We start from the raw sequence: 25,497 nt of genomic DNA, 5'->3' as shown, positions 1-25,497 counted from the left end.
AACGTGAAGATGTTTTCCAAAAAAGAGAGAAGAGAAGCGGGGCAAGGCTATCTATTCCTGCTTCCTGCACTCCTCGTGTTAGGTGTCTTCGTCATAGCCCCAATCCTTTATGCAGTCTTCCTTTCGTTTCATAAAGTGGAGCTGATCGGCGGGGCGAGCTATGAATTTCGAGGGTTAGATAACTTTATGAAAGTAACATTCGATGACAGGGCAATTATTGCACTGAAGAATACAGCTATTTATGTGGCAATCGTTGTGCCAACACAGACATTCCTGGCGCTAGTTCTGGCATCATCCCTGAACGCTGGGCTAAAGGGTCAAAAGTTTTTCCGTATCGTTTACTTTTTGCCGACACTAACATCATCAGCTGTACTTACGCTGATCTTTATGTGGATGTACAATCAGAACGGTCTGATCAACTATGTGTTAAAGTTCTTGAACTTGCCGACCTATAACTGGATCGGTGACCCGGATGTCGCTCTGATTGCCATAATGATCATGAACATCTGGGCAACTGCGCCGTTTTTCATGGTTATTTATCTGGCAGCTCTTCAAGACATTCCAGACAGTCATTACGAAGCAGCAGAACTGGATGGAGCAGGTCCGATTCAAAAGTTTCTGCATATAACTGTACCAAACTTACGGCCCGTAACATCATTCGTTGTCATCATGGGACTGATAGGAACATTCCAGCTATTCGACCAATCGTATATATTCTCAGGCGGATCGGGTGGACCAAACAATTCGACCCTGACGGTTGTTCTCTTAATCTATCAGTATGCGTTCAAGACACTTGGTACGATGGGCTATGCAACAGCGATCGCATTCATGCTAGCCATTATTATCCTTGTCGCTACACTTTTACAGCGCAAATTTTCAAAAGAAGAATCACTTTATTAAGGAGGGGATACCATGAAAAAACGATCGGCTGGAAGAAAAGCTTTATATGTCATATTGATTGTATACGCGATCATCACCGTTATTCCGTTTTTATGGGCTCTGTCCTCTTCTTTTAAAACACTAGGTGAAATCGTAAGCGGATCGATCAATTTTATACCGAAAGACTTTACGCTTGATAACTATAAACAGATCTTTACGAGAGAACCTTTATTCGGAAGATGGCTGTTTAATAGTTTGTTCATTGCAACGATTGGAACACTGCTGAATTTACTTTTTAACTCCATGGCGGGGTACGCGCTCGCAAGACTAAGCTTTCCGGGAAAAAAGAGTATTTTCTTAATGATTTTGGCAGTATTGATGATTCCTTTTCAAGTAACGCTCATTCCGAACTTTTTAATTTTAAAAGAGCTAGGATGGTTGAACTCATATCAAGGAATGATTATACCAGGCGCGGTGAACGCGACATTCATCTTTATGATGAGACAGTTCTTTATCAATTTCCCGAAAGAAGTGGAAGAAGCCGCTGCAATCGATGGGCTAGGCCGATTCGGAACTTTTTTTCGAATCGTATTGCCGCTCGCAAAGCCTGCGCTTGCTGCTCAAACCATCTTTGTGTTCATGGCGTTCTGGAACGACTTTATGAGGCCGCTTATCATTTTGTCAGATCAAGACATGTTCACATTGCCGCTGGGCTTGAACTCGTTCAAAGGACAATTCATCTCGTTCTGGAATTACATCATGGCAGCATCCATGGTCTTTACACTCCCGATTCTCGTCCTTTACGCTTTCTTTAATCGTTATTTTGTGAAAGGAATCAAGTTCACAGGAGATAAGTAAATATAATGTGAAAAACTGGCTTTTGAGAGGGGGTTACACACTCCTAAAGCCAGTTTTTTTGCGCCTGAAATGAATAATTCCACGGTAATCCAATTTATATCCGCGGTAATCAGCATTTTATCCACGGTAAATCGAAATAATTCCGCGTATAAATGTATTTAAATGTTTTTCGCTAAAAATCGACAGTTTATACATCCGTAGATGCCTTAAATTTTGATCAAATTTTTATGTTAACTAAAAAATATATTAAGTTGACTCATTTGCGAACGTCCGTTATTCTAAAAACGAGTACAGTTCATACATATGGAGGTTCATAACAATGACATCACGAAGAAATGGGTTAAAGACGATTGACATTACACTGATTGGAATGTTTGTTGCCTTAATGGCAATTGGTGCAAACATCACGACCATCTTTCCGTTCATGGTCGTTGGAGGAGTACCGATAACTTTGCAAACTTTCTTCTGTATCCTTGCTGGTGCACTTTTAGGAAGCAGACTAGGTGCGATCGCGATGAGTGTCTACGTAGTGGTTGGTTTGGTCGGAGCACCGGTATTCGCTCAATTTAAAGGTGGGTTTGCGACAATAGTAAGTCCGACATTCGGATTTTTATTATCTTTTATTCTAGTAGCCTATGTAACTGGATTAATCATTGAAAAGAATGGCGGCAAGGTGTCTTATGTAGTCGCTACTCTTGTAGGAACTGCCATTAACTATGTAGTGGGAACAAACTTAATGTTCATGGCGTATAAAATGTGGGCAGATGCACCAGAGGGTTTCACATATTCTATGGCTTGGGCGTGGATGATGGTTCCGCTGCCAAAGGATATCATTCTTGGAGTTTGTGCTGGACTGCTTGCTCCACGTATTAACATTGCGCGTAAGAAGTCGATGTCACATCACACAAAACACGCTTCATAATAAGGAGGACACGCGATGATTTGGAATGTACTTGCTGAAAAAGTATTGAATGGGGAAGAACTCTCAAACGAAGAGGCTCTTTCAATTTTAGAATGTCCAGATGAAGATTTGCTCTTGCTGCTCCATGGCGCCTATCAAATTCGAAAACATTATTACGGAAATCTAGTAAAGCTCAATATGATTATCAATACAAAATCAGGTGCATGTCCAGAAAACTGTGGATATTGCTCGCAATCTATCGTTTCAACCGCTCCTATCGAGACGTATAAAATGATGGATAAAGACGAGATGGTTAAAGGCGCTGAAACAGCATACAACCTAAACGTCGGGACCTATTGTATCGTAGCAAGCGGGCGCGGACCAACAAACCGCGATGTCGATAAAGTAGTAGAGGCTGTCAAAGAAATCAAAGATACATATGGTTTAAAAGTTTGTGCATGCCTTGGCATCTTGAAGCCAGAGCAGGCAGCACGTTTAAAAGAAGCAGGTGTTGATCGCTACAATCATAATCTAAACACTTCTGCCCGAAATCACGAAAATATTACGACATCACATACATACGACGATCGAGTGAACACGGTTAACGTTGTAAAAGAAAGCGGTATCTCTCCATGTTCAGGTGTAATCGTCGGCATGAAAGAGACTAAGCAAGATGTCATTGATATGGCAAGAAGTCTTAAGGTGCTAGACGCGGATTCGATTCCAGTGAACTTTTTGCACGCGATCGATGGAACGCCTCTTGAGGGTACAGACGAGCTGGATCCTCGCTACTGCCTAAAGGTTCTGGCATTATTCCGTTATATTAATCCTTCTAAAGAGATTCGTATTTCAGGAGGACGAGAAGTGAACTTGAGAAGTCTGCAGCCGTTTGGACTTTATGCCGCAAACTCCATATTTGTAGGAGATTATCTTACGACTGCTGGTCAAGAATCAACACAAGATCATAAGATGCTGGAAGATATGGGCTTTAAAATCGACCGCACGCCTGTTATCGCGCCATAATTTTTCGTTAAAGATTGAAAAGACGCTCCAAGCTTTGTACAATAGATACTATTCTATTGTACATAGTGGGAGTGGTTTTTTTGGATAAATGGGGAAAATGGTTAGAAAAAATAAATTGGGCTGAGCTGATGCTATCAGTAGGGCTATGGGCAGCGAAGTTCTTATTAATTATCGTCATGTTCTTAGTTATTCGATCCATCGGCAGACGTGTAATCAACCGCATGTTTGATAAAGCGGCAGCACACCGGAAAATGTCTACGGGCCGTATTATTACGCTGCAAAAGCTTGTCGTAAACCTATTCTCTTACGTTCTGATCTTTGTCTTTGCAGGTATCCTGTTTAAGCAGTTCGGTTTAGAAATTGGAACATTGATCGCAGGTGCGGGGGTAGTTGGCCTAGCGATTGGCTTTGGAGCACAAGGACTAGTGAGTGATGTCGTAACAGGATTCTTTATTCTTCTTGAAAAACAGATGGAAGTTGGAGATTATGTAACCATTGGCGGTGTGGATGGAATCGTAGAGGAAGTGGGTTTAAGAACGACTCACATTCGTGCGTTTGACGGTACATTGAATTACATGCCAAACCGGGAGATCAGTACGATCGCGAATCATACAAGAGGTAACATGCGTGCACTCGTGGATATTGGGATTGCGTATGAGGAAAACATTGATAAAGCACTTGTCGTACTTCAGGACGCTTGTGATAAGGTAAAAGAAAAGAACCCAAGCATTATGGAAGGACCAAATGTTCTTGGTGTTCATATGCTCGGTTCATCAGACGTTGTGATCCGCGTTATTTCAAAAACAATAAACGGTGAACAGTGGGCAGTTGAGCGTGAATTGCGTAAAGCGCTAAAAGAAGCGCTCGATGCAAACGGTATAGAGATTCCATATCCGCACCAAGTACAAGTCGAAAAAGGTGCATAATGAAGAAAGAGCCGGGGATTGTTGTCCCCGGCTTTTTATGTAAACTTATTTGATTAAGTAATAAGTTAAGGTATCTTCTGAACTACAATCAATCGTTTTGCATCCCTGTCATTTCTTCATCTTCTTCATTGACTGTTGATTGGAGTGGAAGGTGCGAGACTCCTCGAAAATTAAACTTCGAATTTTCTTCGTGCGATGCGTCGCTGCTGTAGCCTTCCTTGTCCTGCGGGACAGGCTGGCAGGTGAGACACTTAAGAGTGAAACGCTCGAATGTGGCTCACCGCCTGCCCCGCGGAAAGCGAGCACCTGAAACGGAAATCAATTTCTTTCAAGCACATAACTATCACATCGAGCTTTTTTCAACGTTTTGTTCTGATAGGTAATCAGTTAGCTTCTTCAGCTTGTTTTTGTTTGCCATGATATACAGGATGTCGTGAGCATGGATCATTGTTTTACCAGTTGGTGTAATAAGTTCATCCCCTCTAATCATCGCACTAATAATAGATTCTTTTGGAAATGTAATCTCTTCAAGCGTCTGTCCAATAATCTTCGCGTTTTCTGGAACGAAGAATTCTACGATCTCCGCGTTTGCTTTCCCTATAGAAACAAGCTCCAAGACATGCGGTGAAGTTGGTTTTTCTTTTTCTGTTAATTTTAACTTTTGAGCTACCCATGGGATGGTAGAGCCTTGGATCAGGGCAGAAGTAAGAACCACGAAAAACACAAGATTAAACAATAATTGACTGTTCTCAACACCGGCGATTAAAGGGAACGTTGCAAGTACGATCGGAACCGCTCCACGCAGTCCTGACCAAGAGATAAAGAGCTTTTCTTTTGTTGTAAAAGAAGAAAAATACATACTTAAAAACACACTAAACGGTCGCGCGATAACAATTAGAACGATGGATATGATCAAGCCTTTTACCATAATGCCGACATGGAACAATTCACTAGGGAAAACAAGAAGACCTAGGATGGCAAACATCAGAATCTGCATCATCCACGCGAAGCCTTCGTTAAATCGTACGATAGAGTTCCGATACGTTAAATGGTTGTTTCCCATTAGAACTGCAGCTACATAGACTGCCAGCAATCCACTTGCACCTGCAAGCATTGTCACACCGTATGCAAGGATGGCAAAAGATAAGGCGAATACCGGGTAAAGTCCGCTTGATTCAAGCTGGATCCGATTGATTGCATATACAGCAAGTTTGCCAAAAAGATAACCAAAAACAATTCCCATCCCCATCTGCCAAAAGAAAGAGAAGATAAGTCCTGCGACTGAAGTTGTATCTTTTGTCAGTAGTTCAATGAACGTAATCGTTAAAAATACGGCCATCGGGTCATTGGAGCCAGATTCAGCTTCAAGAGTTGTGGCGAGTTTTTCTTTAACATTCTTTCCGGTTAAAACAGAGAATACGGCTGCTGCGTCTGTTGAACCTACGATAGATCCGAAAAGAAACGCTTCTAGCCAGTTCACATTTAGCAGAAATTTAACTGCTACCGCTACAACAGCTGTAGTCAGAAATACACCGAACGTGGCAAGAGAAAGGGAAGGGTACAAAATGGGTTTAACATTGCTCCATTTCGTCTGTAAACCACCTTCAAACAAAATAATAATAAGTGCAATAACACCGACCAGCTGGGTAAGGTGCGGGTCATCAAAATAAATAAAATTAAGACCATCACTTCCGACAAGCATTCCGATACCAATGAATAAAACAAGCGCGGGCAGGCCAAACCGAGAAGAGAACTTCGTGGTAATGACACCTAAAATCAGAAGGATCGCGAGTAATAAAATGAAATAATCTACGTTAAGACCACCTTCGAACATATCAGCTCTCCTTTACTTTGTAATGAATCCTGTCATCTTTCACCGTCGATTTTCACTACAGTATCGACGACAAATTATGTCTTGAAACAATTGACATTTTAACCAAAAGCGGGTAATGTTGACGTGAGATAAAAGTTAGTTATTTACATCACCTTACACACTTTAGAACATAAACTATTATTGAAAAGTTTTTTCTCCATCATTTACGGGTAAGTAGAATGTTGAAGAGATTTACAGGAGGGATTGAACGTGTCAGCGGACCATCAAAAAAGAGAAAATTTAATAGCTGATCTATTGCTACATAACATATATAAGACAGCAGATGGACGTCATCTATACGAGCTTTCTTTGCAGGATCTTGAACAACAATTCAAGGATTTACTTTCCCCGCCTGCACAAGAAGAAGCAACTTAATTTATGTATGTGATCCAACACAAACCGGCTGAAAAAGCCGGTTTTTTTGTTTAGTATTTTAATGAATATCGATGTTATTCAGATGTTCACATCATTTTGTGCCGAAATTTCGGACTAAAACTTAAAATCTATGAATTTATAACAGGTATTCCCCTACTGACATGTGTAGAAGCACTTTTTAATCCCGAGTAAAGCCTTTATTGTTTAGTGGTGCGTGAAAATCGACAGGATGTGTGACCGAATCATTCGTTTATGCGCGGAACTAAAGCTCAACTGCGCGTAAACTTCATTTGACTGCGCGCGTAAATGAAAGGGTGCTGCGCAAACGTGTAACAAATAAAAAGAACACGTACCATAACCACACAAACTGCACTAAAAACAGCGACTATGTAAACAGGAAGAGCTTGTGCGTTAAATGTATCCCTAGTAAATCTATACGGCAAATATTAAAAAAAGTTTCAAAAAAAGAAGACTCCAGAGTTGAGTCTTCTTTTTCATGCTTATTTGTTTTCGTCTGTATTTTCTCCCCATACTTCCGTATTAGTTAGTCCGATGCTGGACGGGCGGAAGATAGGATCTTTTCCTTCTTTCTTTTGCTTCAGGTAATCACCAAGTGCGTCAAAAGCAATTTTTCCGAGTAGTGAAATAGCAATTAAGTTAATGATGGCCATCAGACCCATAAACAAATCGGCTAAACTCCAAACGAAGTCCAGAGAGGCGATGGCACCATAACCAACCATTAAAACAACTGCTACGCGATAAAGTTGTAACCATACCTTATTCGTGCTGATAAACTCAATGTTGGACTCACCATAATAATAGTTCCCAACTACAGAACTAAAGGCAAACAGCAATACGATAATGGCAAGGAACGGACCAGCCCATGATCCTAACACCGTGTTTAAAGCTTCTTGAGTTAGAATGATTCCGTCTGCTTCTTTAGAATCATACATACCTGATAATAGGATGATAAAAGCTGTAGAAGAACAGATCAAAAGTGTATCAACAAAAACACCTAGTGATTGAATCAGTCCTTGCTTAACAGGGTGGCTGACATCTGCTGTTGCTGCAGCGTTTGGCGCACTACCCATACCGGCTTCATTCGAGAAAAGTCCGCGTTTAATTCCATTCATCATAGCAGCACCTAAAGCACCACCTGCTACTTCTTCTACTCCGAATGCACTTTTGAAAATCATGCTGATTACAGCTGGCAGTTCAGTAATATTTGTGATCACAACAAACAATGCGATTAAAATATAAAGTCCAGCCATGATCGGTACGATAACTTCAGAAACTTTAGCGATTCGCTTGATGCCGCCGAAAATAATGATTGCTGTTACAATCGCTAAGAAAAGACTCACGTATAAAGGCTTAATACCAAATGATTGTCCAAATGCACTGGCAATCGTGTTGGATTGAACAGAGTTAAAAGCAAGTCCGAAAGTTATCGAGATTAAGACTGCGAAAATAACACCCATCCAGCGTGCGTTTAATGCTTTTTCCATGTAGTACGCAGGACCGCCTCGGAAGGCAACTCCATCTCGCACTTTGTAAATTTGAGCTAGCGTACTTTCTACAAACGCTGATGCAGAACCAATTAAAGCAATCAGCCACATCCAGAACACAGCTCCAGGCCCTCCTGCAGTGATAGCTAGAGCCACACCTGCTAAGTTTCCTGTCCCAACACGAGAAGCAGTACTGATACAAAAAGCCTGGAACGAAGAAACACCCTTTTTATCCGCTTTTGCACCTTCTCCCAACAGGCGTATCATTTCGCCAAACATACGGAACTGAACGAAATTTGTTCGAACCGTAAAATAAAGTCCTAATCCTATTAGCATAACAATCAGAATATACGACCATAAGTAATTATTAACATTTCCTATAAGATTGCTAATCCAATCCATTTCATACACCTCATTTAATCTAATGTCTATCTCAGCTGTACACCGTTTTTTAATGTAACAAAACCTTACATGCTTTTCAATGAAAATTTTTTACCAAAAAAATGTACTGTGCAGGTGGTAAACTCCAAGGTCTCATATATTACTTTTAATTCCAATTATGAATATTCCCATTTAAAGTGCCATATAAACGAAATTTTTACCATAAATAGGCGGTCTTTTCGCCCAAAACCAACTCACCACTAATTATTTTTTGAATATTATAGATAAAGTCGATTGAAATAATCGGAATTAAAGTAGGTGTTGAGAATGGAAGGCGGAACCTCCCTTTTTATACAAAAATTCATACAGTCTCCCATGCAGATCGGAAGCCTTTTTCCAAGCTCTGTTGCCTTAGCAAAAAAAATGACTGACTCTTTAAGCTGGGAAAATATAAATGAAGCGGCTGAACTCGGTGCAGGTACAGGAGTGATAACCAAGGAAATCATTCGATCTATGCAGCCGGGAACAAAACTTCACGTATTCGAAAAAGACGAAGAGATGAGAAGAAAGCTCTACAGCCAATTTCCTGAAATCTCGGTATACGAAGATGCTCGTGACATTCTAAGAAGTATCAATAAGAGCGAAGGAACACTTGACGCAGTTTTCTCAGGTCTGCCTTTCGCCAATTTTACTAGCAATATGCGCCTAGAGATTGTTGAGGAAGTGTATCGGTCTCTCAGACCAGGGGGAGTGTTAATAGCATTTCAGTATACGACTCAAATGAAAAAGACTTTTCAGCACTATTTTAAAACGGTAGACATTTCATTTGTGCCAAAAAATTTCCCGCCAGCTTTTGTGTATATTTGCGAAAAATAAGATAAGAAAAACGTGATTACCTCGAGATTCGAGATAATCACGTTTTTTAGCGGTAAGAATGGTCAAGGTGGTCCGAGATTAAATGTTTATGAACCATCGCTTCCATTAGAGTGATTATAATAGCAACCAGCAATGCGCCCCATAAAGAAATACTGACTCCAGGCAAGATTAGACCTAAGAGGTATACAAGAACAAAAGTTGACGCAAAATCAACGGCTAGTTGTTTGTTATAAGAAATTCGCGGGACCATGATATATTCCAGCAACACACCTATAGGTGCCAATATGGCCGTTATCCAAATAAAGGGCTGAACGAATTGAAAATCAACGCTTTTAAAAAGGAAATTAGCTAGAATAAGAGCTAAAGGTATACCTAATATTTTGATCATTAAACTTTGCATGGTTACTCACTCCTTATAGATTATTGTTCTGCTGGCTGATTTCGCCTTCGTTTAAGTAAAGATTTGCGTTTTCAAGTGTTTGATGTTTATCCACTGATTCTCCGCGCACCTTGTTCTCTAGAGCAGATGCAGTTTTCTTTTCACGTTGTTTATCTTTACTCATCCAAAATCACTCCTTAAGAAATTCATTCATTTATCAGAATGAACGTAGGACAAGCGTTTTATACCTTTTATAAAAAGTTCTCGCTCGAAGTGTCATAAAAAGGAAGAGAAGAGGGTATTACTTCTGTAAGAAAGTATTTTAAGGAGGCGGGCGAGGTGGAATATTCGCTGTATAAGAAAGACGGAAAGTTTCCATGTGACGTTACTGTCGATTATGACAACATGGTCTTTACAGTCAGGGATAGCGACACAACAGGTGAAGTGTTTAACAGTGCGAGTGAAGTAGCTCAGTGGATAAAAGAGCATTGGTCGGTTGATCAGTTTCAAAGACCCGATGATTATTATGACTTAATGAAGCACCTTGAAAATTCATTGCAGAATGAAGTGAAATAGACTTTTAGTGATGGTCTGGTGATAAACACCGGACCTTTTCTTATGGTCAGTTATGGAAAAATGTGTAATAATGGTTGAAATACAGAGATAGGAGAAACAGTATGAAGACGAGTGATTTTGAGAAACTGATGCCGGAACTATTTGGGGAATGGCAAAAGGAATTTGAAGATGATGGGGAATATGGTTTTACATATATAGCAGAAAAAGAAATTGAGAAGGTTGCATATGCGACCAATCTAACGCCTGAAACCGTTGAAAAAGCTGCTAAAAGTGGTGCGGATCTATTAATTACGCATCATGATGCCTGGGATTTTGTGTTTGGTATGAGAGAAGTGTGCGTGGCGAAATTAAAGCAACATCAGATCTCACACTATTTCACCCACTCACCCCTTGATTTTGTAGAGTTTGGTACGAGTACGGCATTATTTGAAAAGCTAAAAATTGATGAGATTACAAATCTTTCAACATTTAAGAATGATAAAGAATACCCGGGTATCGGTATCTTTCACTCAGGTCTTTCATTTACTGAACTGCATAAGCGACTTGAAGTTATTCTGGATGAACCTGTTAAAGCATGGGAAAATCACGGCCAACCTGTAAAAAAAGTAGCAATTCTGACTGGAGCGGGCAACAACTCCGCGCTGATTCGATACGCTAAGGAACAAGGCTGTGACGCGTTTATTACAGGGGAACGAACACTTTACTCTGTTCAATATGCAAAATTTGCAGGCATTCATTTATACGTAGGAAGTCATACATATACTGAAATATTTGGTGTAGAAAACTTGGCAAAGAAGGTACAAGAAGCATATCCAGAAATAGATTTAATTATGATCCATGAAGATCATATGGAATCATTTTAAATTTAGTGAACCTCCTGATACAGGAGGTTTTTTTATTTTTCAAAATGTGTACATATTAATAAAGGTCTATTTACGAGCATATTCTTTTTAATGTTACATAATCGTCTGATACAATAGTATTAAGTAACATCATATAAGGTGGACTTTCAGATGGAATATGTTGAAGCTTTAAGAGATATTAAAGAGATTAACGCGATTAAGCGATACTTAAAGAAAAACTCTGAACGTGATTACGTTCTTTTTGTATTAGGTATTAACACAGGGTTGAAAGTGACAGAATTGCTTTCTATAAAAGTAGGCGATCTTATATCTGATCGTGCAGTGGTAAACGATTATTATTCACTGCCCGCAAAAGAAGGATTTAAGGAAGTTTTTTTGAATGATTCCGTAAAGAAGGTTTTGTTTCAATATATACACTGCACGAATCTTCAGAGTACGGATTACTTGTTTTTATCCAAAAAAACCAAGCTGCCAATCACGCGTCAGCAGGCTTATCGAGTTATTCATCAAGCTGCTGAGACTGTTGGTATAACCGGAAAGATCGGTACAAATTCCATGCGCAAAACGTTTGGATTTCATGCATACAAACGTGGAGTTGCCATATCTCTTTTACAAAGACACTTCAACCACTCAAGTCCTTCTGAAACACTAAAATATCTTGGGATTTCTAAAGATGACCCCATTAGAACACAGATTGATGTAAGACTATAAGGAAGCAGTAGTATGGGAGGACATTTTATGACAGAAGAAGCATTGACGGACACTCAAATCGCTGAGCAATTAAAAAAGCAGCATCGTAAACTTACAAAAGGAAAGCTCGCTGCCCGCGCGATCCTTATTACTTTCGGTGCCATCTTGATGGCCGTTGGACTGGAGATCTTCTTAGTACCGAATAACGTTATTGATGGTGGAATAGCGGGGATATCGATCATGCTATCCCACATTACAGGCTTTAAGCTTGGGCTCTTTCTATTCGCATTAAACTTACCTTTTATTTTTATTGGGTATAAGCAGATCGGAAAGACGTTTGCCTTGTCCACTTTATACGGAATTATTATTCTTTCTATCGCAACCACATTATTACATCCCGTACCACCATTTACAGATGATCTACTTTTAGCTACAGTATTTGGCGGAATCTTTATCGGTGTCGGAATCGGTATGGTGATAAGAAGCGGTGGGTCTCTTGATGGTACAGAGATATTAGCCATTCTTTCAAACAGTAAATTGCCGTTCTCTGTTGGCGAAATTATTATGTTTTTTAACATTTTTATTCTTGGAGCGGCAGGCTTTGTATTCACATGGGACAGAGCGATGTACTCGTTAATCGCCTATTTTATTGCGTACAAAACAATCGATCTTACTATAACTGGACTTGAAGAATCCAAATCAGCTTGGATTATTAGTGAGAATCATAAAGATATCGGGGAAGCCATTCTTCATAGACTCGGCCGCGGTGTTACTTATTTAAAAGGAGAAGGCGCATATACGGGTGACGAAAAAGGCGTTGTATTCTGTGTCATTACGAGACTAGAAGAAGCAAAACTTAAAGATATTGTAGATGAATTTGATTCAAGCGCATTTCTCGCGATTGCCGATATCGCTGAAGTTAAAGGCGGAAGGTTTAAAAAGAAGGGTATTCACTAATACTATGCAATCATTACTCATAAGGAAAAAGCCTCTGATGACAGGGGCTTTTTTATGTTTTTATCGAACTGTATTCTAATAACCAGGTTATCCCTTCTTTTAAAGTATCAGCTACAAAATCTGGCTGAATAACTAAACTTAAATGGTTATCTTCCCAGGCGGCTTTACCTGAACCAGTTCGTACAAGGATAGCCGTACAACTAGCTGCTTTGGCAGCAAGGATATCCGTCCACCGGTCACCAAATACAGCACATTTTGATAAATCCAGATTATGATCTCTTGAAGCTTTTTCTAACATGCCTGTTGCAGGTTTTCTGCAATGGCAGCCATGTGTATGATGATGTGGACAAAGGTAAACATCATCAAAACCAAAATTACTTAATTCGACTATAAAGTCGTTTTCCTCTGCTTCACCTCTGCTGATTCCTGGCTGATTTGTAAACGAAAAAACAAAAATATTATTTGATTTACACGTTTTAATTACTTCTTTTGTATATTGAAAAAGCTTGAACTCTCCAGGATATTCAATTTTATCCGAACCACCGATTGTTCCATCACGATCAAGAAAAACAGCTTGAATCCCATTATTCATCATGAACAGCTCCTAGTCATATTTTATATTTGCATTCGGACAACGCTCACTAAGCTCTCTTAAAAACGGATCTCTATTTTTGGGTGAGATAAGAGCCATGCCGAACTGATATGTAATGTTGATTCGCTTTAAGGATAACGCTGGACTTGATAACGGATTCCACGTCTTATGAGCAGAGGATATTTCACGGTAAGGGATTCTTTTGTTGATTGGCCCGCAACGAATGACTAACTCCTTTTCATCCAGTATGTAATAAGTCGTAAACCAAACCCAGCCGATGAAAAGAATTAAGAGTAGATTGATAAGCACCGTAATAATGATTCCGCTTACACTTGCATTCTCCGCAAATAGTGCCATAGTGCTAATGTATAGCCCATAACCGATTGAACCCCAAAGGATTAAGCCGAGCCATACATCTTTTTTTGATGGATATTTCATGTGAATTAACTCCCTATTATTAGATTAATCGTCACTACGAATAGTTGAAGAAGTAAAAATAGGCACATCGTTACGATTGCAGCATTTTTTCTTTTATAAGCATATTTAAAAAGATAGATCACGATTGATAGTGTAAGGATGTTTAAGCTAAAGAGGATTACGAAATGAGTTTGTTCTGGGAGGTAGCTGCGAACAAGTGCAGGAAGTAAAAAAGGAAAGAGTACAATAACGAGCAATGTGTAGCCGGTCCATCTATGAATCAATCAATTCACGTCCTTTTCAGCTTGAATTTATTCCAGTATATAACAAAATAGCGGTGTTGGGACTGATTTCATGAAAAAATCAGTTGTTTGTCCGTGGAAGAAATACATAAAACAGAAGATGTGTGTGTTAAATGGATGTGTGAAAAAGCTTATCACTTTTATTCACGTTACTTCTAATAATTTCACGTTAATTTCAACAATTTCACGTTAGTAAGGATATATTCACGTTAATCTCAATAATTTCACGATAGCCAAATTTTAACAGTTATTCGGCGTGTTATCGTACCCCGCATTCCAAACCAGCAAAATGCTCGCACAAAAAGCCTAGGAACTTTTTACATATTCAATCGTATTGCTTAATAGGGTAGAGAAGTAAACGATAAAAAAGGGGATAGCTTATGAACATCTTGTTGTTTTCCATCATAGTTGGGCTTGCGGCTGCTCTGGTGATCCTTCCGATTTCAAATACCGCGAAGCCATCTAAAAAAGAAAAGAAAAACAATATGACTGCGGCGATGATTGGGATCATCATCTGTACGGTTCCCGCTGTATTTGTTTTCTATTATATTACGAATCTAGACCGAAATTTTTCTTCGATTTGGATTTTGGCAATTATCATCACTGCGCTGGGTGCTTTCATTGCCAAGGGTAAAGAGCAGTTGATTAAAGCGGCGCTCTTTGTATTAAGTTTAATGATTGGTATTTATTTTTTATCAGCTGGTTTGTTTAATGCTGAAGAAAAATATCAGTCGTCAACAATGGCACAAAAGACAGAGATTGAATCTTTTGATGAAAAAGAGACGCCTGCAAGTGTTCCGCCTAAGTTTGCACGAAACAAAATGAGGAAGTCGTTTGGCCAAGTACCAAATACAAGCTTTTATGAACTAGGTAACCTTCAAATTCAGAAAGTGAACGGGGAATATGTGTATATTGCACCAGTTGAGTTCTCAGGACTTTTTAAATGGTGGAACGGTGATGTGACGCCTGGCTATTTCACTTTAAGTGCCACCGATTCAACAGCAAATCCGAAGTTCATAAAATCAGAAATGGCCTATACACCATCTTCGTACTTCAATAAAAACATTGAACGTCACATGCGCTCAAGCTTCCCGAAATACATTTTCTATGGAGATCCACAGCTTGAGATCGATGATGAGGGAAAACCTTTTTACATCCGTTCATACGGAGAATTTATTTCTGCTCGTAACGGGTTTAAAGTTGAAGGAATCGTTGTAACAGACCCGCAAAACGGAAAGACACAAGACTATCGTTTAAAAGACATTCCTGCATTTATTGATGGAGCCGTATCACCTGAAACCGTAAGTCTGCAGAACAGTTACTTTGGTAATTACGTACACGGGTTTCTGAACAGCATTTTTGGCAAAAAAGATGTGAAACTGCCTTCTGATGAAGGAACAGAAGCGAATGTAAGTCCAATTTTTGATGAAAATGGTGATATGTATTACTTTACTGATTTTACAAGCCCGAAAGAGGGAGTAGATTCTATGCTTGGTTACTCATTGACCAATGCAAGAAGCGGGAAAGCGACATATTACACTGGTAATCTTGAAGAATCATACATGGATTCAGAAGGTGCGCTAGAAATCATTGAGAAAAAGTTTATTGAAAAGAAATGGAACGGTGAAATGCCGATTCTCTACAACTTTTATGGTGAAGCAAGCTGGTTAACTCCAGTGCTAGATTCAAACGGATTTCTACAAAACTATTTTATTGTGTCAGCTGCGAATCCTGAAATATCAGTCTACGGCAATACACCTAATGCTGCTTTAAAACAGTACAAAACTGCATTGCAAAGAGGCGGCGGTTCAGTGGATGGAACTTCTGAGGCTGAAGAAAAGAAAGTTACTGGCACAGTGCTACGTGTGTATAAAGAAAAGTTTGGGGATTACACAACAGTATCGTTTCTATTGGATAATCGCCAAAGCTATATCGTTTCTTCTGAAAGCAATCCGCTTGCGATCTATTTAAAAGAAGAGGATAAAGTGAGCGTAACCTACCAAAATACAGGTGAAGCGTTTCTTCCAGTAACAGAAATAACAATTGAAGGATTGCAATAAACAAAAAAGCAGATCACGCTTCCATGTGTGATCTGCTTTTTGTATTCAACTATTGCTGTGGCAAGTAACGTCTTGCGCCTGAGAACTCAACTGCATAAGCAGGTGTAGAAATAGGGTCCAAACGTACGGTTGAGGCAGTGTTTGGCGAGTGAATCATCATCCCGTTTCCAGCGTACATGGCAACATGATGGACACGCCCTTTCCCTTCATCATAAGCAAAGAACATTAAATCCCCTGGCTGAAGCTTATCTTTATCCACAATCAATCCATCTCTCGACTGTGGACCTGAGTCTCTAGGAATTGTGATGCCGTTTGCTTTATGGACCGTGTGTGTAAATCCTGAGCAATCGAAACCAAATCCAGCTGCACCTGCCCAAAGATAAGGAAGGCCGATAAACTTTTTCGCTTCTTCCACAAGTGCTTCACCAGTTGGAACAGGAATATCACTTTCACTTGTATACACTTTTGCGTCTTTCGCATCAAGCCAGCGAACTTTTCCTTGAGGTGTTAAAACAGCTATCGTGTTTGAAAGTTCCTTTAAAACAGGAAGTCTCGTATTATAACTTAACTCAAGGTCATTCTTATGTCCGAAAGGTGCTTTTGAGAGCCAGGCTGTAGGACTTGTGATTAGGGCAAAAGGCTTTCCTTCTGCATGTTTAAATCGATCAGATGATGTCAATTGTGCAAGGGGCATCCAACCTGGATAACCTAGTGTGTTTCGCGGTGTTGGCTGGCCATAGACCGCTACTTTTACCCAATCGCCTTGCTGTTCTAAAACACGTACTTTTTGTCCGTAAAGTGCTTGTGTTTCAAGCTCACCGACTAACCATAGTTTTTCCTCATAAGACATTCCCGTCGTCCAGCTTCTTAGATCTACAGGGTTTGATAGGGATGGCTCATCTAAAGGTCTTGCAGCATTTGGTCCTACCCAGAGTGTTGCAGCAGCAACATCCACGTACAAATCTTGTCCAACAACATTAGCGTTCGTTCCTTCTTCAGCAGAAGCGGTGTTTGTGAACATTCCAAGTAACATCGCAAGTGAAAAGAGGATTTTTAGTACATTTCCCATTTCTTTAGTCGCTCCTTATTTTCTATTTTTCTTCACAATTCGTGCATTTTTTACAGTTTCCTGTTAAACGTCTTAAAGATAAGCCAAATATCACTCATGAAAAAAGCGGTTCTCTATCCAATGAACTAAAAAAGAAGAGAGCACAGGTCAAAAGGAGGGCATAAGAAAAACACCTCAAGTACGAGGTGTTAAGGCGTTAGCTTATTAAAAATCTGTTGGCATCCATAAGGTGGTTTCCGTATACAACAAATGCGGATAACACACCAGCTAATAATAAATACATGATCAGCACGACGATCTTCGTTTTTGTAGTAGAAACATAATAATTTTTTCTTTGGTCAAAGAGCTTTTCTGTTTTTGCTTTTTCCTCTAGCAAGCTTTTTTCATAAGCTTCAAAATAAGCAGTGTGGCTGAACATTGGAAGTTCAGGAATGCTGGCAACACCTTCAGGGTCTGCTTCACGATATGTTTCTAGCACATGATCTCTCTGGCGGCGATTGGTTTCATATTCCTCCTGCAATGTTTGTATGAAACGCTCACGATTGTTCAACATTTCAATCTCTACTAATGTACTATGCTTTTTAATCTTTTTCTTATCTTGTAAAACAGGGAACGCATATCCGGATGGGATATTTCGTTTTAGTCTGTCTTTTGCCACGCGTACATCTTCCAGGTAAGTACCGATAATATACCCGAAGTTCGGCATTTCACGATATTCATCCATCTCTTTTTGAATGTCCGCAAGCTTTCTTTGTTCAGCTTCAAATAATACGAGCGTCTCTTTTGTCTTGTTTTGCTCAAAGTCTTCACGAACCCGTTTCCACCATGTCAGAATGCCGAACAAGAAAATTAAGAAAATAATCGGATCAGGTGAGATGAATAAGTACGGTATAACGATTAGAAGACCAATAAACCAAATCTTCGTTGATAACACACCGACAATTCGGCCTCCATCTAGAGGTGAAACAGGGAATAAGTTAAATAAATTGATTAACGCCCCTAAAAAGATAACAAGTCCCCAGAACGGCTGTCCTGTAGTTTCATAAAGAAATACCGCTGGCAAGAACGATAGAAGTCCGAATAATGGTCCGGCATAAGCGATATAGGCTTCATCTTTAGCATTTTTAGGCATTTCTTTCATGCCGATAGCCGCACCCATAAATGGTATAAATATCGCAGGTGATGTTTTTATCCCTTTTTGCTTAGCGGCGACTAAATGGCCCATCTCATGAACAAAAATTAAATAAACGATGGCAACTGCAAATTTCCAGCCATAAAAAGCCGCATAGGCACCAAGTGATATAAACATCGAAATGAGTGTTGCAAACTTGCCTAATTTTAATAGACCGAACACCCATTTTAATTTACTCATTAAAAACAACCCAACACCCGCTAAGATGGTCCATATTCGGGATTGATTTTGTTTTTCTGCTTTTTGAGCCATGTGTGAATCCCCCAAGTAAAGTTTCTTATTTATATATTAAATTAAATACGTTTAAAGGGGAAAGAAGTTTCTCTTTTGCAGAATATTCCTTGCAGAGCGGTTTTTTGTATAAAAAATACGGGTAAACGACATTTAGTACCCCTCTATCGGTATTGAATAGATTCGAAAGTTGTATAGATGAAAAGGAGTGATGATTTTGGCTTTACAAAACCATCCATTTATAAGTGCAGAGGCATTTGTTATGAATAAATCAGAAGTGATATCGGCAGTGAAAGCTTATTTAAAACGTGAAGGATATGAAACAGGAAGAATGGGTGACATACCAGGCGTAGATTTAGCGGCAGCAAATGAATATCATACACTGTTAATTGCAGCTCAAGGCAACTTATCAGAGTTAGAAGAAGTTTCGAAAAGTGAAAATAGAGATGATTTTTGTTCGCAGTTTATAAACCTGCTGAGCAGTCACGAGAAAAATCCCGCCAAAACATTGGTGCTCGCAAACCCAGATACGCCGTTATACCGTGAAAAAGCGGAAAAAATTAAGCACGCGTTAGACGATTTAGGTATTGTACGTTTTTGGGTGAAAGTGGATGGATCGATAGAGTGGGAATAAGTTAAGATAGGAAAAGCACCGGAGAAGAAATCCGGTGCTATTTTACTTTTTCAATTGTTGAGTGACTTGCTTCATATAATTCAGGCAAAACATTCATCTCTTCAACATCTCGCTTTGTTTTTTCTGTACCTAACAAGTAGATGTATCTAAATAATTCATATACCAGTTTGCTGTCTTTTCCACGATGGTATTCAGCATGGGACTCGGAAAAATGCCGTTTTGGTGAGAAGATATCCAAGCCTTCCTGTTTATTGTTTGCATGCATCTGTGTGAACAGGTGCTCCAGCTGCTGCTTTTCGTCATAGGTTGCTTGTATTTCAAAATAGTGAACGTGATCATCAGTAGGCAGGGGCTGAATGTCGCCTTTTGCTGTTACAAAGAACGTTTCTTTTTGTTCCATGTGAAATACCTCCTTTTTCCTTTTCATACCTCTAGAATAGTATTTTGAAACATGAAGAGAGGAATAAAAAGAGAAGGGATTATCTTTGTAGGTGGAAGTGGTTGATCTCCGTTACAGGATGCTCGCTTTCCGGGGGGCGTGCGGTGAGCCACCTAGCGCTCTGCGCTGTTAGGTGTCTCACCTGTCCCGCTAATCCCCCAGGAGTCTCGCACCTTGCACTCCTATCAACTAACATGGAAGACTTTTTAAAGGGAATCACTCTAGCAAGTCAGCATTTAAAAATATGTATATGGAAGTGGTTGATCTCCGTTACAGGATGATCGCTTTCCTGGGGGGAGTGCGGTGAGCCACTTCATGGAAACCGTTCTATTGCTAAAACTAAAAATGTTTCTACATACATACGAAAACTGAATCTTAATAAATCCAGTTCTTGTATTAACGATCAGTTAGATAGTTGAGCGTTCTTCTTTAACAATGAATAGATGTACATATCATAAAATTGATCGCCCGCTCTTTGGTGCTCTTTTAAAAGCGCTTCTTCATGGAATCCGAGCTTTTTTACAAGTGCGCGGGAAGATGAATTTTCTGGTCTGATAACAGCTGCAATTCTGTTAAATTCCATCCCATTAAAGCCGTAATGCAGAATGGCCTTTAACGCTTCATTCATAAAGCCATTGTGCCAATACTTGCGGCCAAGTTCATATCCTAGTTCTGTTCGGCGGTCAGACTTGCTCCAATTATGAAAACCGCATGTGCCAATCAGTTTGTCTTCTTCTTTCCTTACAATACCCCAACGAATCGCGCTGCCCGTTGTAAATCCCTTTTCAAATGCTGCAATCAGCTCAAGTGCTTCATCTTCAGTCTTTAATGGTTCCATACCATAGTATTGAAGGGCATCCCCATCGGAGAACGTTTCAAAGATTTCCTTCGCATCAGACTCAAGAACAGGTCTGAGCCGAAGTCGTTCTGTTTCAATGAGGGGGAAATGATCGTATGAATTCAAGTTAAAACCTCCTGGCTAAGAAATCGATTTTAGCTTCATGTCTTCTACAAAGAGATGTGTTAAATAAGGATCCCACTGCGTTCCTTTTCCATCTTCCAAAATGGCTAACGCTTTTTCATGAGTCATTCCTTTGCGGTAAGGTCTGTCAGAAGTCATTGCATCATAAGCATCTGCAACCGCAATAATCCGTCCGAAGATTGGAATGTCTTCTCCGCTTAATTGTTCAGGATAGCCTTTGCCATCATAGCGTTCATGATGGTACCGCACCCCTGGTAATAATGGTTGCATCGCCTCATATGGCTGAACTTGAGCAAGAATATCTGCGCCTATTACAGGGTGTTTTTTAATGCGTTCGAATTCTTCTGGTGTTAATGTTTCCTCTTTTAACAATACTACGTCTGGGATGCCAATCTTTCCGATATCGTGAAGCAGTGCTGCTTTTCGCAGCTGTATTAACTGCTGAAATGGCAGTCCAGCCATCTGGCCGATTTTCATCGCATAATCAGCAACACGAAGGCTATGACCTGCTGTATAAGGATCGCGGGCGTCGAGGGTTGCTGCCATTGTAGCAAAAAAGCTTTCTAATAGCTGTTTATTTTCGTATTCACGTGATTGAATCGCTTGTGCCATATGGTTGAATCCTTTGATAAGCCTTGAAAATTCATCCGAATACAGGTCGGCAACTTTGGCATTTGAATTTCCTGTTCGGACCTCATACATTCCAGCTTGAAGTTCGTTCATAGGCTGCTGAATATCTTTAAATAAGAGATAAGCCCCATAGATCGCAAAGGAAATACCAATTAATAAAACAAAGAAAGCCCAAGTCCAATACGATTCATTTATAGGAGCAGTTTGATTATACAAACGAACCTGATTGGCAAGTGCAAACAATAGAAGCGGGAATGTTCCAATAAACAGCGTACTCCATTGAATCTTACGCTGAATAGATATGTGTCTGGAAGTTGCTAAAGAAAGGATCTTTCCATGATCTTTCAGTGTTCGTTCTTGAATGTTCCGCAAAACAGGCTGAACAGCTTTTGTTGTTAAAAAGAATTCAATAATTGCGTGCATGCCTGCTATTAAAATGGCTCCGAGTGAAGCGAGATATATGTAATAGTAGGGAAGCGATAAGTAATCAAAATAAATGGCTAAAGCTGTTAGGCAGATAGCAGGAACAGATAATCCGAATAAGTGCGGTCCAAGTATGCGTTTAACCGTTCTTATAGGAAAATGATGAGCATGAAAATATGCTTTCTCAGCAAGTTGCAACCCCGGATGTTTTTTAGAAAAATAATTTCGGAAAACGGAAATGTGTCTTCGGAAAAATACATATTCCAACGAGAACATTACGATGCTTGAAGAAACAAGTATTCCGCATAAGATAAAAAATTCATACGTTGAAAAACGGAGAGTAGTAAATAGAAAGACGCCTCCAACACCTAGAACGGCAGCGGTTGATCCGACTATATAGTTCTTTAATAAACGTCTTTCAAAATGATCACAAATTTTCATGTTCACCCGCCTTTCTTACTATTACTTTTAAAAACATACTAATAGCATACCTTACAAAAACTTGGAAAAAAAGCAATTTTTCAACACTTTTTTACATTTTTTGCTGAAAACTAGGTAGAAAGGATCAAGAGGTGGCTTTTTAAAAGTTATTCCATATCATTTTAGAAAAGAAAAAGACTTTATGAGGTTTATGAATGAGGGTTTTAAACGGGAGAGTTTATGTCTGTTTCTAAGTATAGCATGAGTAGGAATGGTGCAAAATACACGGGATGGATAATTATTAAGAAAAACGGGTATGAAATGGTATACGGATGTAGGAAGGGAGCTTAAAACATGTCATTAACTACACAAGAAATGGACCATTTTAAACAAATTTTATTATCACGAAAAGATGAAATAAAAGAAATGCGAGAAAGAAACGACTCTTTTGGAAACGATACAGAATTTCCGAAAGAATCAACAGGTGAACTGTCTAATTACGATAACCACCCAGGAGATTTAGGAACTGAGTTATTTGAAAAAGAAAAAGATATCGCTTTAAATGATCTGCATGAAAAAGAATTGGAAGACATCGATGCGGCGTTAAAGAGCATCGATGAAGGGGATTACGGAGTTTGTAAAACTTGTGGACAAGACATTATTAAAGAACGTTTAGAAGCCGTTCCTTCCACACTTTATTGTAAAGAGCACAGTCCTGGTCAAAAATCATCAGATGATCGACCTGTAGAAGAAGCTGTTTCTGGACCTGATTATAAAAGAAGAAGCAATGACGGTAAAGACGCTACTTTCTTTGATGCAGAAGATACATGGCAAGCTGTTGCAAAGTATGGAACAAGTGAAACACCATCAGATTTTACAGATCCTGATAAAAGGGATTACAACGAAATGTATGAAGACTCAGATGATGATGACGGTTATGTAGAAGAGTATGAAAGCTTTGTGGCTACAGACATTACTGGAAATGAAAGAAGTGTTATCCACAACCGAAATCACGAAGAATATGAAGAAGAGTTGGACCTTGAAGAAGAAAGACAGTTAGACAAAGACAAATACGATAAATAAGACGATTTCTTTAAAAGGCGCTGACTCTAGGATGTTAGCGCCTTTTGTTATGTCTAAGAAAGTAATTTATATATGAGGAAACCTGAAAACCCGATTAAGCCTGCGCCAGCAACACATGTAACCCATTTTATTGTGTTTTCATTGACAAGGGAACGGAAGAAGTGCACGGTAAAAGCGACGTTTAGGTTCCATAGGATAATGCCTGCTAATATACAAAAGCTTAGTCCTATCTTTACCAATTTTCCTGATGAAGAAGGGATGCTTTGAAGTGCGCCACCATACACACCAAACCAAAACATAAAATTATAAGGATTCATAAGAGCGATTATGAACCCTGTCCAAAAAGGATTTTTGTTACTAATATTGTTATTGATATGAGGCAAGACTTTTGCTGAAAAAGCGTTTTTCATGGTAGTGGTGCCGAGATAACTAAGCATCACAATGCCTATAGAAAGCATAGTCAGCTGAACCGGTTTATATTGCAGAAATGGAGAAAGGCCCAAAAAGACTACTAACATGAATATAAAATCAGCACTAACTGCTCCTAACCCAACAAGCCATGACGGCCAGAAACCTCCATTAAATCCCCGTCTGATCATCTCGAGTTTTATGGGTCCGATAGGCACTGCCAGACTGATGCCAAGTACGATGAAATGAATAATTGACAACATAAAATCACTCAAAAGGTCCCCTCCATTCGGATGGCTCGTCTATACTACTTCCAAAATATGAAAATCAATTCCTCAATATTACGGAAGGAAAATTAAAAACTTGATCGAAAAAGTAATTTAGTAAGAGAGCCTATATTGATTAAAGGAGTCTGTACCGTGAAAAAAGCGTGCTTGCTTATCATTGATGTTCAAAAGGGATTTGATGATGCTGATTTTTGGGGAGAGCGCAATAATCTAACTGCAGAAGGAAATATGCTTATTTTACTAGATGCATTCAGGAAGGCAAAACTACCTGTCATTCATGTGCAGCACCGATCGGAAAACGAGACGTCTCCACTTCATCCAACAAAATTAGGTTATCAGCTGAAAACAGGTTTTGAGACTAAAGAGAACGAACCACTTTTTATAAAAAGTGTGAACAGCGCTTTTATTGGAACAGATTTAAAAGAAGAATTAAAGAAGAAAGAAATTGAACAAGTGATTATTGTAGGTTTGACAACCAATCATTGTGTTTCTACTACGGCAAGAATGGCAGCGAACTATGGATTTGGTGTTTCTTTTATACATGATGCAACAGCTGCTTTTGCGACCGTTTCTTATAACGGGCGTAAATTTTCGGCTCAAGACGTTCATGAATCTGCCATTTCCCATCTTCATAATGAATTTGCAGAAATATTGAGTACAGAAGACGTTTTGACAAAATGGGTCAGTACCTCTCAATACATGCAATAACAGACATAGACAATATTCCCCAGGAAATGTCGGAAACTGCAAATGGTTTATAGGTTTTATTTTAGGGTAAAAATGAATATACAAAATTAAACAGCGTAAGCTAGAGGTGTCTTACAGATGAATAATGATCAGATAGACAAATTGATGAATAATCCTGAACAAGAATTAGAGTTTTGGAGAGAAGAAGATCAGCAGCGTGAAATGGTTAGAATGAGATATGTACCACAAGGTGAAAGTGGATATTTCCAGGTTACTTATTTAGATGAGGAAGAAGGAATTATAGGGTCGCAAGTTCTAGACGAAGTTGAAGATGCACTGCGTTTCTTAGAAAAGAATCAATCTGTTAAGTAAATAATAAAACTAGAGGGAGTATCTAACGAATTCTCTTTGGAGTACAAAACAGAAAAAAGTAATGTAAATAGCAAGCTAATTCGCATATGAATTAGCTTGCTTATTTTTGTTCTTTCATCAAGTTTATTGGATTTTCAGTTCCGTTGTAGCACCCCAATTCGCATAGGTTTTGCAAGATGACAATAGTTATTGTCACGCTGCAAAATG

At 39.3% G+C, this 25,497-nt stretch carries 29 protein-coding genes and 1 pseudogene; 17 read left to right on the top strand and 13 right to left on the bottom strand.

The window, feature by feature from the left end; translation table 11 throughout:
- Positions 1–9: 9 nt before the first annotated feature.
- The 6 genes from QUF49_RS13550 (at position 10) to QUF49_RS13525 (ending at position 4,897) form a co-directional block, all read left to right on the top strand.
- The gene (locus QUF49_RS13550) at positions 10–900 is read left to right on the top strand and encodes a carbohydrate ABC transporter permease (protein ID WP_289497657.1); all 891 of its coding nucleotides are present in this window, start codon (positions 10–12) and stop codon (positions 898–900) included.
- A gap of 12 nt (positions 901–912) precedes the next feature.
- A complete protein-coding gene (locus QUF49_RS13545) occupies positions 913–1,737 on the top strand; it encodes a carbohydrate ABC transporter permease (RefSeq protein WP_066236831.1) in 825 nt (274 codons plus the stop codon).
- A gap of 319 nt (positions 1,738–2,056) precedes the next feature.
- Complete coding sequence (locus QUF49_RS13540) at positions 2,057–2,659, top strand: biotin transporter BioY (RefSeq protein WP_289496153.1); 603 nt, start codon at positions 2,057–2,059, stop codon at positions 2,657–2,659.
- Between the two features lie 15 nt (positions 2,660–2,674).
- Positions 2,675–3,661 carry a biotin synthase BioB gene (gene bioB, locus QUF49_RS13535; protein WP_289496152.1) on the top strand — a complete coding sequence of 329 codons (987 nt, stop codon included), beginning with the start codon at positions 2,675–2,677 and terminating at the stop codon, positions 3,659–3,661.
- Between the two features lie 80 nt (positions 3,662–3,741).
- Positions 3,742–4,587: a mechanosensitive ion channel family protein gene (locus QUF49_RS13530; RefSeq protein WP_425590467.1), complete on the top strand. Its 846-nt coding sequence runs from the start codon at positions 3,742–3,744 to the stop codon at positions 4,585–4,587.
- Positions 4,588–4,738: 151 nt separating this feature from the next.
- Positions 4,739–4,897, top strand: a complete 159-nt coding sequence (locus QUF49_RS13525; protein WP_289496151.1) for a hypothetical protein — start codon at positions 4,739–4,741, stop codon at positions 4,895–4,897.
- Positions 4,898–4,930: 33 nt separating this feature from the next.
- Here QUF49_RS13525 and QUF49_RS13520 read toward each other — a convergent pair whose 3' ends face one another.
- The gene (locus QUF49_RS13520) at positions 4,931–6,421 is read right to left on the bottom strand and encodes a potassium/proton antiporter (RefSeq protein ID WP_289496150.1); all 1,491 of its coding nucleotides are present in this window, start codon (positions 6,419–6,421) and stop codon (positions 4,931–4,933) included.
- A 249-nt stretch (positions 6,422–6,670) separates the two neighbouring features.
- On the opposite strand from QUF49_RS13520, the gene QUF49_RS13515 reads away from it, so the two are divergent.
- On the top strand, positions 6,671–6,835 hold the full coding sequence (locus QUF49_RS13515) for a Fur-regulated basic protein FbpA (protein ID WP_231868358.1): 165 nt from the start codon (positions 6,671–6,673) through the stop codon (positions 6,833–6,835).
- Positions 6,836–7,335: 500 nt separating this feature from the next.
- On the opposite strand, the gene QUF49_RS13510 is transcribed toward QUF49_RS13515, so the two are convergent.
- Entirely contained in the window at positions 7,336–8,742 is a 1,407-nt protein-coding gene (locus tag QUF49_RS13510; protein ID WP_289496148.1) for an alanine/glycine:cation symporter family protein, read from the bottom strand.
- Positions 8,743–9,096: 354 nt separating this feature from the next.
- Here QUF49_RS13510 and QUF49_RS13505 point away from each other — a divergent pair, with 354 nt between their 5' ends.
- Positions 9,097–9,597 (top strand): class I SAM-dependent methyltransferase, encoded by a 501-nt coding sequence (locus tag QUF49_RS13505; RefSeq protein WP_289496147.1) that lies wholly within the window; start codon positions 9,097–9,099, stop codon positions 9,595–9,597.
- Positions 9,598–9,643: 46 nt separating this feature from the next.
- Here the strand turns inward: QUF49_RS13505 and QUF49_RS13500 are convergent, their stop codons facing one another.
- Both QUF49_RS13500 and QUF49_RS13495 read right to left on the bottom strand, forming a co-directional pair.
- Complete coding sequence (locus tag QUF49_RS13500; protein ID WP_289496146.1) at positions 9,644–9,997, bottom strand: DUF2512 family protein; 354 nt, start codon at positions 9,995–9,997, stop codon at positions 9,644–9,646.
- A 13-nt stretch (positions 9,998–10,010) separates the two neighbouring features.
- On the bottom strand, positions 10,011–10,160 hold the full coding sequence (locus QUF49_RS13495; RefSeq protein ID WP_289496145.1) for a hypothetical protein: 150 nt from the start codon (positions 10,158–10,160) through the stop codon (positions 10,011–10,013).
- 155 nt (positions 10,161–10,315) lie between these two features.
- Between QUF49_RS13495 and QUF49_RS13490 the strand changes: the two genes are divergently transcribed.
- The 4 genes from QUF49_RS13490 to QUF49_RS13475 all read left to right on the top strand — a co-directional run bounded on the left by QUF49_RS13490 (position 10,316) and on the right by QUF49_RS13475 (position 13,062).
- Positions 10,316–10,552 carry a hypothetical protein gene (locus tag QUF49_RS13490; RefSeq protein ID WP_289496144.1) on the top strand — a complete coding sequence of 79 codons (237 nt, stop codon included), beginning with the start codon at positions 10,316–10,318 and terminating at the stop codon, positions 10,550–10,552.
- 101 nt (positions 10,553–10,653) lie between these two features.
- A complete protein-coding gene (locus QUF49_RS13485; protein ID WP_289496143.1) occupies positions 10,654–11,415 on the top strand; it encodes a Nif3-like dinuclear metal center hexameric protein in 762 nt (253 codons plus the stop codon).
- A gap of 150 nt (positions 11,416–11,565) precedes the next feature.
- Complete coding sequence (locus tag QUF49_RS13480; RefSeq protein WP_289496142.1) at positions 11,566–12,126, top strand: tyrosine-type recombinase/integrase; 561 nt, start codon at positions 11,566–11,568, stop codon at positions 12,124–12,126.
- Between the two features lie 27 nt (positions 12,127–12,153).
- Positions 12,154–13,062: a YitT family protein gene (locus QUF49_RS13475; RefSeq protein ID WP_289496141.1), complete on the top strand. Its 909-nt coding sequence runs from the start codon at positions 12,154–12,156 to the stop codon at positions 13,060–13,062.
- Positions 13,063–13,114: 52 nt separating this feature from the next.
- Here QUF49_RS13475 and QUF49_RS13470 read toward each other — a convergent pair whose 3' ends face one another.
- From QUF49_RS13470 to QUF49_RS13460, 3 genes are read right to left on the bottom strand one after another with little or no spacing between them, the layout of a single operon-like run.
- The gene (locus QUF49_RS13470) at positions 13,115–13,654 is read right to left on the bottom strand and encodes an HAD-IIIA family hydrolase (RefSeq protein WP_289497655.1); all 540 of its coding nucleotides are present in this window, start codon (positions 13,652–13,654) and stop codon (positions 13,115–13,117) included.
- A gap of 12 nt (positions 13,655–13,666) precedes the next feature.
- Positions 13,667–14,092, bottom strand: coding sequence for a PH domain-containing protein (locus QUF49_RS13465; protein ID WP_289496140.1), 426 nt, complete (start codon positions 14,090–14,092; stop codon positions 13,667–13,669).
- 5 nt (positions 14,093–14,097) lie between these two features.
- Positions 14,098–14,355 carry a hypothetical protein gene (locus QUF49_RS13460; protein ID WP_289496139.1) on the bottom strand — a complete coding sequence of 86 codons (258 nt, stop codon included), beginning with the start codon at positions 14,353–14,355 and terminating at the stop codon, positions 14,098–14,100.
- Between the two features lie 398 nt (positions 14,356–14,753).
- Here QUF49_RS13460 and QUF49_RS13455 point away from each other — a divergent pair, with 398 nt between their 5' ends.
- Complete coding sequence (locus QUF49_RS13455; RefSeq protein ID WP_289496138.1) at positions 14,754–16,433, top strand: hypothetical protein; 1,680 nt, start codon at positions 14,754–14,756, stop codon at positions 16,431–16,433.
- 49 nt (positions 16,434–16,482) lie between these two features.
- Here the strand turns inward: QUF49_RS13455 and QUF49_RS13450 are convergent, their stop codons facing one another.
- Positions 16,483–17,502: an NlpC/P60 family protein gene (locus tag QUF49_RS13450; RefSeq protein ID WP_289496136.1), complete on the bottom strand. Its 1,020-nt coding sequence runs from the start codon at positions 17,500–17,502 to the stop codon at positions 16,483–16,485.
- Between the two features lie 900 nt (positions 17,503–18,402).
- Positions 18,403–18,946 (bottom strand): annotated as a pseudogene (locus QUF49_RS20845) (site-2 protease family protein); the annotation flags it as partial.
- Between the two features lie 196 nt (positions 18,947–19,142).
- Here QUF49_RS20845 and QUF49_RS13440 point away from each other — a divergent pair.
- Positions 19,143–19,559, top strand: a complete 417-nt coding sequence (locus QUF49_RS13440; protein WP_289496135.1) for a hypothetical protein — start codon at positions 19,143–19,145, stop codon at positions 19,557–19,559.
- Between the two features lie 37 nt (positions 19,560–19,596).
- Here the strand turns inward: QUF49_RS13440 and QUF49_RS13435 are convergent, their stop codons facing one another.
- The 3 genes from QUF49_RS13435 to QUF49_RS13425 form a co-directional block, all read right to left on the bottom strand.
- Complete coding sequence (locus QUF49_RS13435; protein ID WP_289496134.1) at positions 19,597–19,959, bottom strand: hypothetical protein; 363 nt, start codon at positions 19,957–19,959, stop codon at positions 19,597–19,599.
- Positions 19,960–20,401: 442 nt separating this feature from the next.
- Positions 20,402–20,962, bottom strand: coding sequence for a GNAT family N-acetyltransferase (locus tag QUF49_RS13430; RefSeq protein WP_289496132.1), 561 nt, complete (start codon positions 20,960–20,962; stop codon positions 20,402–20,404).
- A gap of 15 nt (positions 20,963–20,977) precedes the next feature.
- Positions 20,978–22,474: an HD domain-containing phosphohydrolase gene (locus QUF49_RS13425; RefSeq protein WP_289496131.1), complete on the bottom strand. Its 1,497-nt coding sequence runs from the start codon at positions 22,472–22,474 to the stop codon at positions 20,978–20,980.
- A gap of 333 nt (positions 22,475–22,807) precedes the next feature.
- On the opposite strand from QUF49_RS13425, the gene QUF49_RS13420 reads away from it, so the two are divergent.
- Positions 22,808–23,536 carry a TraR/DksA C4-type zinc finger protein gene (locus tag QUF49_RS13420; RefSeq protein ID WP_289496130.1) on the top strand — a complete coding sequence of 243 codons (729 nt, stop codon included), beginning with the start codon at positions 22,808–22,810 and terminating at the stop codon, positions 23,534–23,536.
- A 53-nt stretch (positions 23,537–23,589) separates the two neighbouring features.
- Here QUF49_RS13420 and QUF49_RS13415 read toward each other — a convergent pair whose 3' ends face one another.
- The gene (locus QUF49_RS13415; protein WP_289496129.1) at positions 23,590–24,219 is read right to left on the bottom strand and encodes a LysE family transporter; all 630 of its coding nucleotides are present in this window, start codon (positions 24,217–24,219) and stop codon (positions 23,590–23,592) included.
- A 144-nt stretch (positions 24,220–24,363) separates the two neighbouring features.
- Here QUF49_RS13415 and QUF49_RS13410 point away from each other — a divergent pair, with 144 nt between their 5' ends.
- Positions 24,364–24,939 (top strand): isochorismatase family protein, encoded by a 576-nt coding sequence (locus QUF49_RS13410; RefSeq protein WP_289496128.1) that lies wholly within the window; start codon positions 24,364–24,366, stop codon positions 24,937–24,939.
- Between the two features lie 117 nt (positions 24,940–25,056).
- On the top strand, positions 25,057–25,290 hold the full coding sequence (locus QUF49_RS13405; RefSeq protein WP_289496127.1) for a hypothetical protein: 234 nt from the start codon (positions 25,057–25,059) through the stop codon (positions 25,288–25,290).
- Positions 25,291–25,497: the final 207 nt, after the last annotated feature.

Source organism: Fictibacillus sp. b24, from assembly GCF_030348825.1.
Lineage (GTDB): Bacteria > Bacillota > Bacilli > Bacillales > Fictibacillaceae > Fictibacillus.
This window is presented reverse-complemented; position numbering and strand designations above follow the sequence as displayed.

Coding starts and splice junctions, on each gene's coding strand:
- QUF49_RS13550 (WP_289497657.1), top strand. CDS start 10: ATGTTTTCCAAAAAAGAGAGAAGAGAAGCGGGGCAAGGCTATCTATTC.
- QUF49_RS13545 (WP_066236831.1), top strand. CDS start 913: ATGAAAAAACGATCGGCTGGAAGAAAAGCTTTATATGTCATATTGATT.
- QUF49_RS13540 (WP_289496153.1), top strand. CDS start 2,057: ATGACATCACGAAGAAATGGGTTAAAGACGATTGACATTACACTGATT.
- bioB (WP_289496152.1), top strand. CDS start 2,675: ATGATTTGGAATGTACTTGCTGAAAAAGTATTGAATGGGGAAGAACTC.
- QUF49_RS13520 (WP_289496150.1), bottom strand. CDS start 6,421: ATGTTCGAAGGTGGTCTTAACGTAGATTATTTCATTTTATTACTCGCG.
- QUF49_RS13510 (WP_289496148.1), bottom strand. CDS start 8,742: ATGGATTGGATTAGCAATCTTATAGGAAATGTTAATAATTACTTATGG.
- QUF49_RS13505 (WP_289496147.1), top strand. CDS start 9,097: ATGCAGATCGGAAGCCTTTTTCCAAGCTCTGTTGCCTTAGCAAAAAAA.
- QUF49_RS13500 (WP_289496146.1), bottom strand. CDS start 9,997: ATGCAAAGTTTAATGATCAAAATATTAGGTATACCTTTAGCTCTTATT.
- QUF49_RS13495 (WP_289496145.1), bottom strand. CDS start 10,160: ATGAGTAAAGATAAACAACGTGAAAAGAAAACTGCATCTGCTCTAGAG.
- QUF49_RS13485 (WP_289496143.1), top strand. CDS start 10,654: ATGAAGACGAGTGATTTTGAGAAACTGATGCCGGAACTATTTGGGGAA.
- QUF49_RS13480 (WP_289496142.1), top strand. CDS start 11,566: ATGGAATATGTTGAAGCTTTAAGAGATATTAAAGAGATTAACGCGATT.
- QUF49_RS13475 (WP_289496141.1), top strand. CDS start 12,154: ATGACAGAAGAAGCATTGACGGACACTCAAATCGCTGAGCAATTAAAA.
- QUF49_RS13470 (WP_289497655.1), bottom strand. CDS start 13,654: ATGAATAATGGGATTCAAGCTGTTTTTCTTGATCGTGATGGAACAATC.
- QUF49_RS13465 (WP_289496140.1), bottom strand. CDS start 14,092: ATGAAATATCCATCAAAAAAAGATGTATGGCTCGGCTTAATCCTTTGG.
- QUF49_RS13455 (WP_289496138.1), top strand. CDS start 14,754: ATGAACATCTTGTTGTTTTCCATCATAGTTGGGCTTGCGGCTGCTCTG.
- QUF49_RS13450 (WP_289496136.1), bottom strand. CDS start 17,502: ATGGGAAATGTACTAAAAATCCTCTTTTCACTTGCGATGTTACTTGGA.
- QUF49_RS13435 (WP_289496134.1), bottom strand. CDS start 19,959: ATGGAACAAAAAGAAACGTTCTTTGTAACAGCAAAAGGCGACATTCAG.
- QUF49_RS13425 (WP_289496131.1), bottom strand. CDS start 22,474: ATGAAAATTTGTGATCATTTTGAAAGACGTTTATTAAAGAACTATATA.
- QUF49_RS13420 (WP_289496130.1), top strand. CDS start 22,808: ATGTCATTAACTACACAAGAAATGGACCATTTTAAACAAATTTTATTA.
- QUF49_RS13405 (WP_289496127.1), top strand. CDS start 25,057: ATGAATAATGATCAGATAGACAAATTGATGAATAATCCTGAACAAGAA.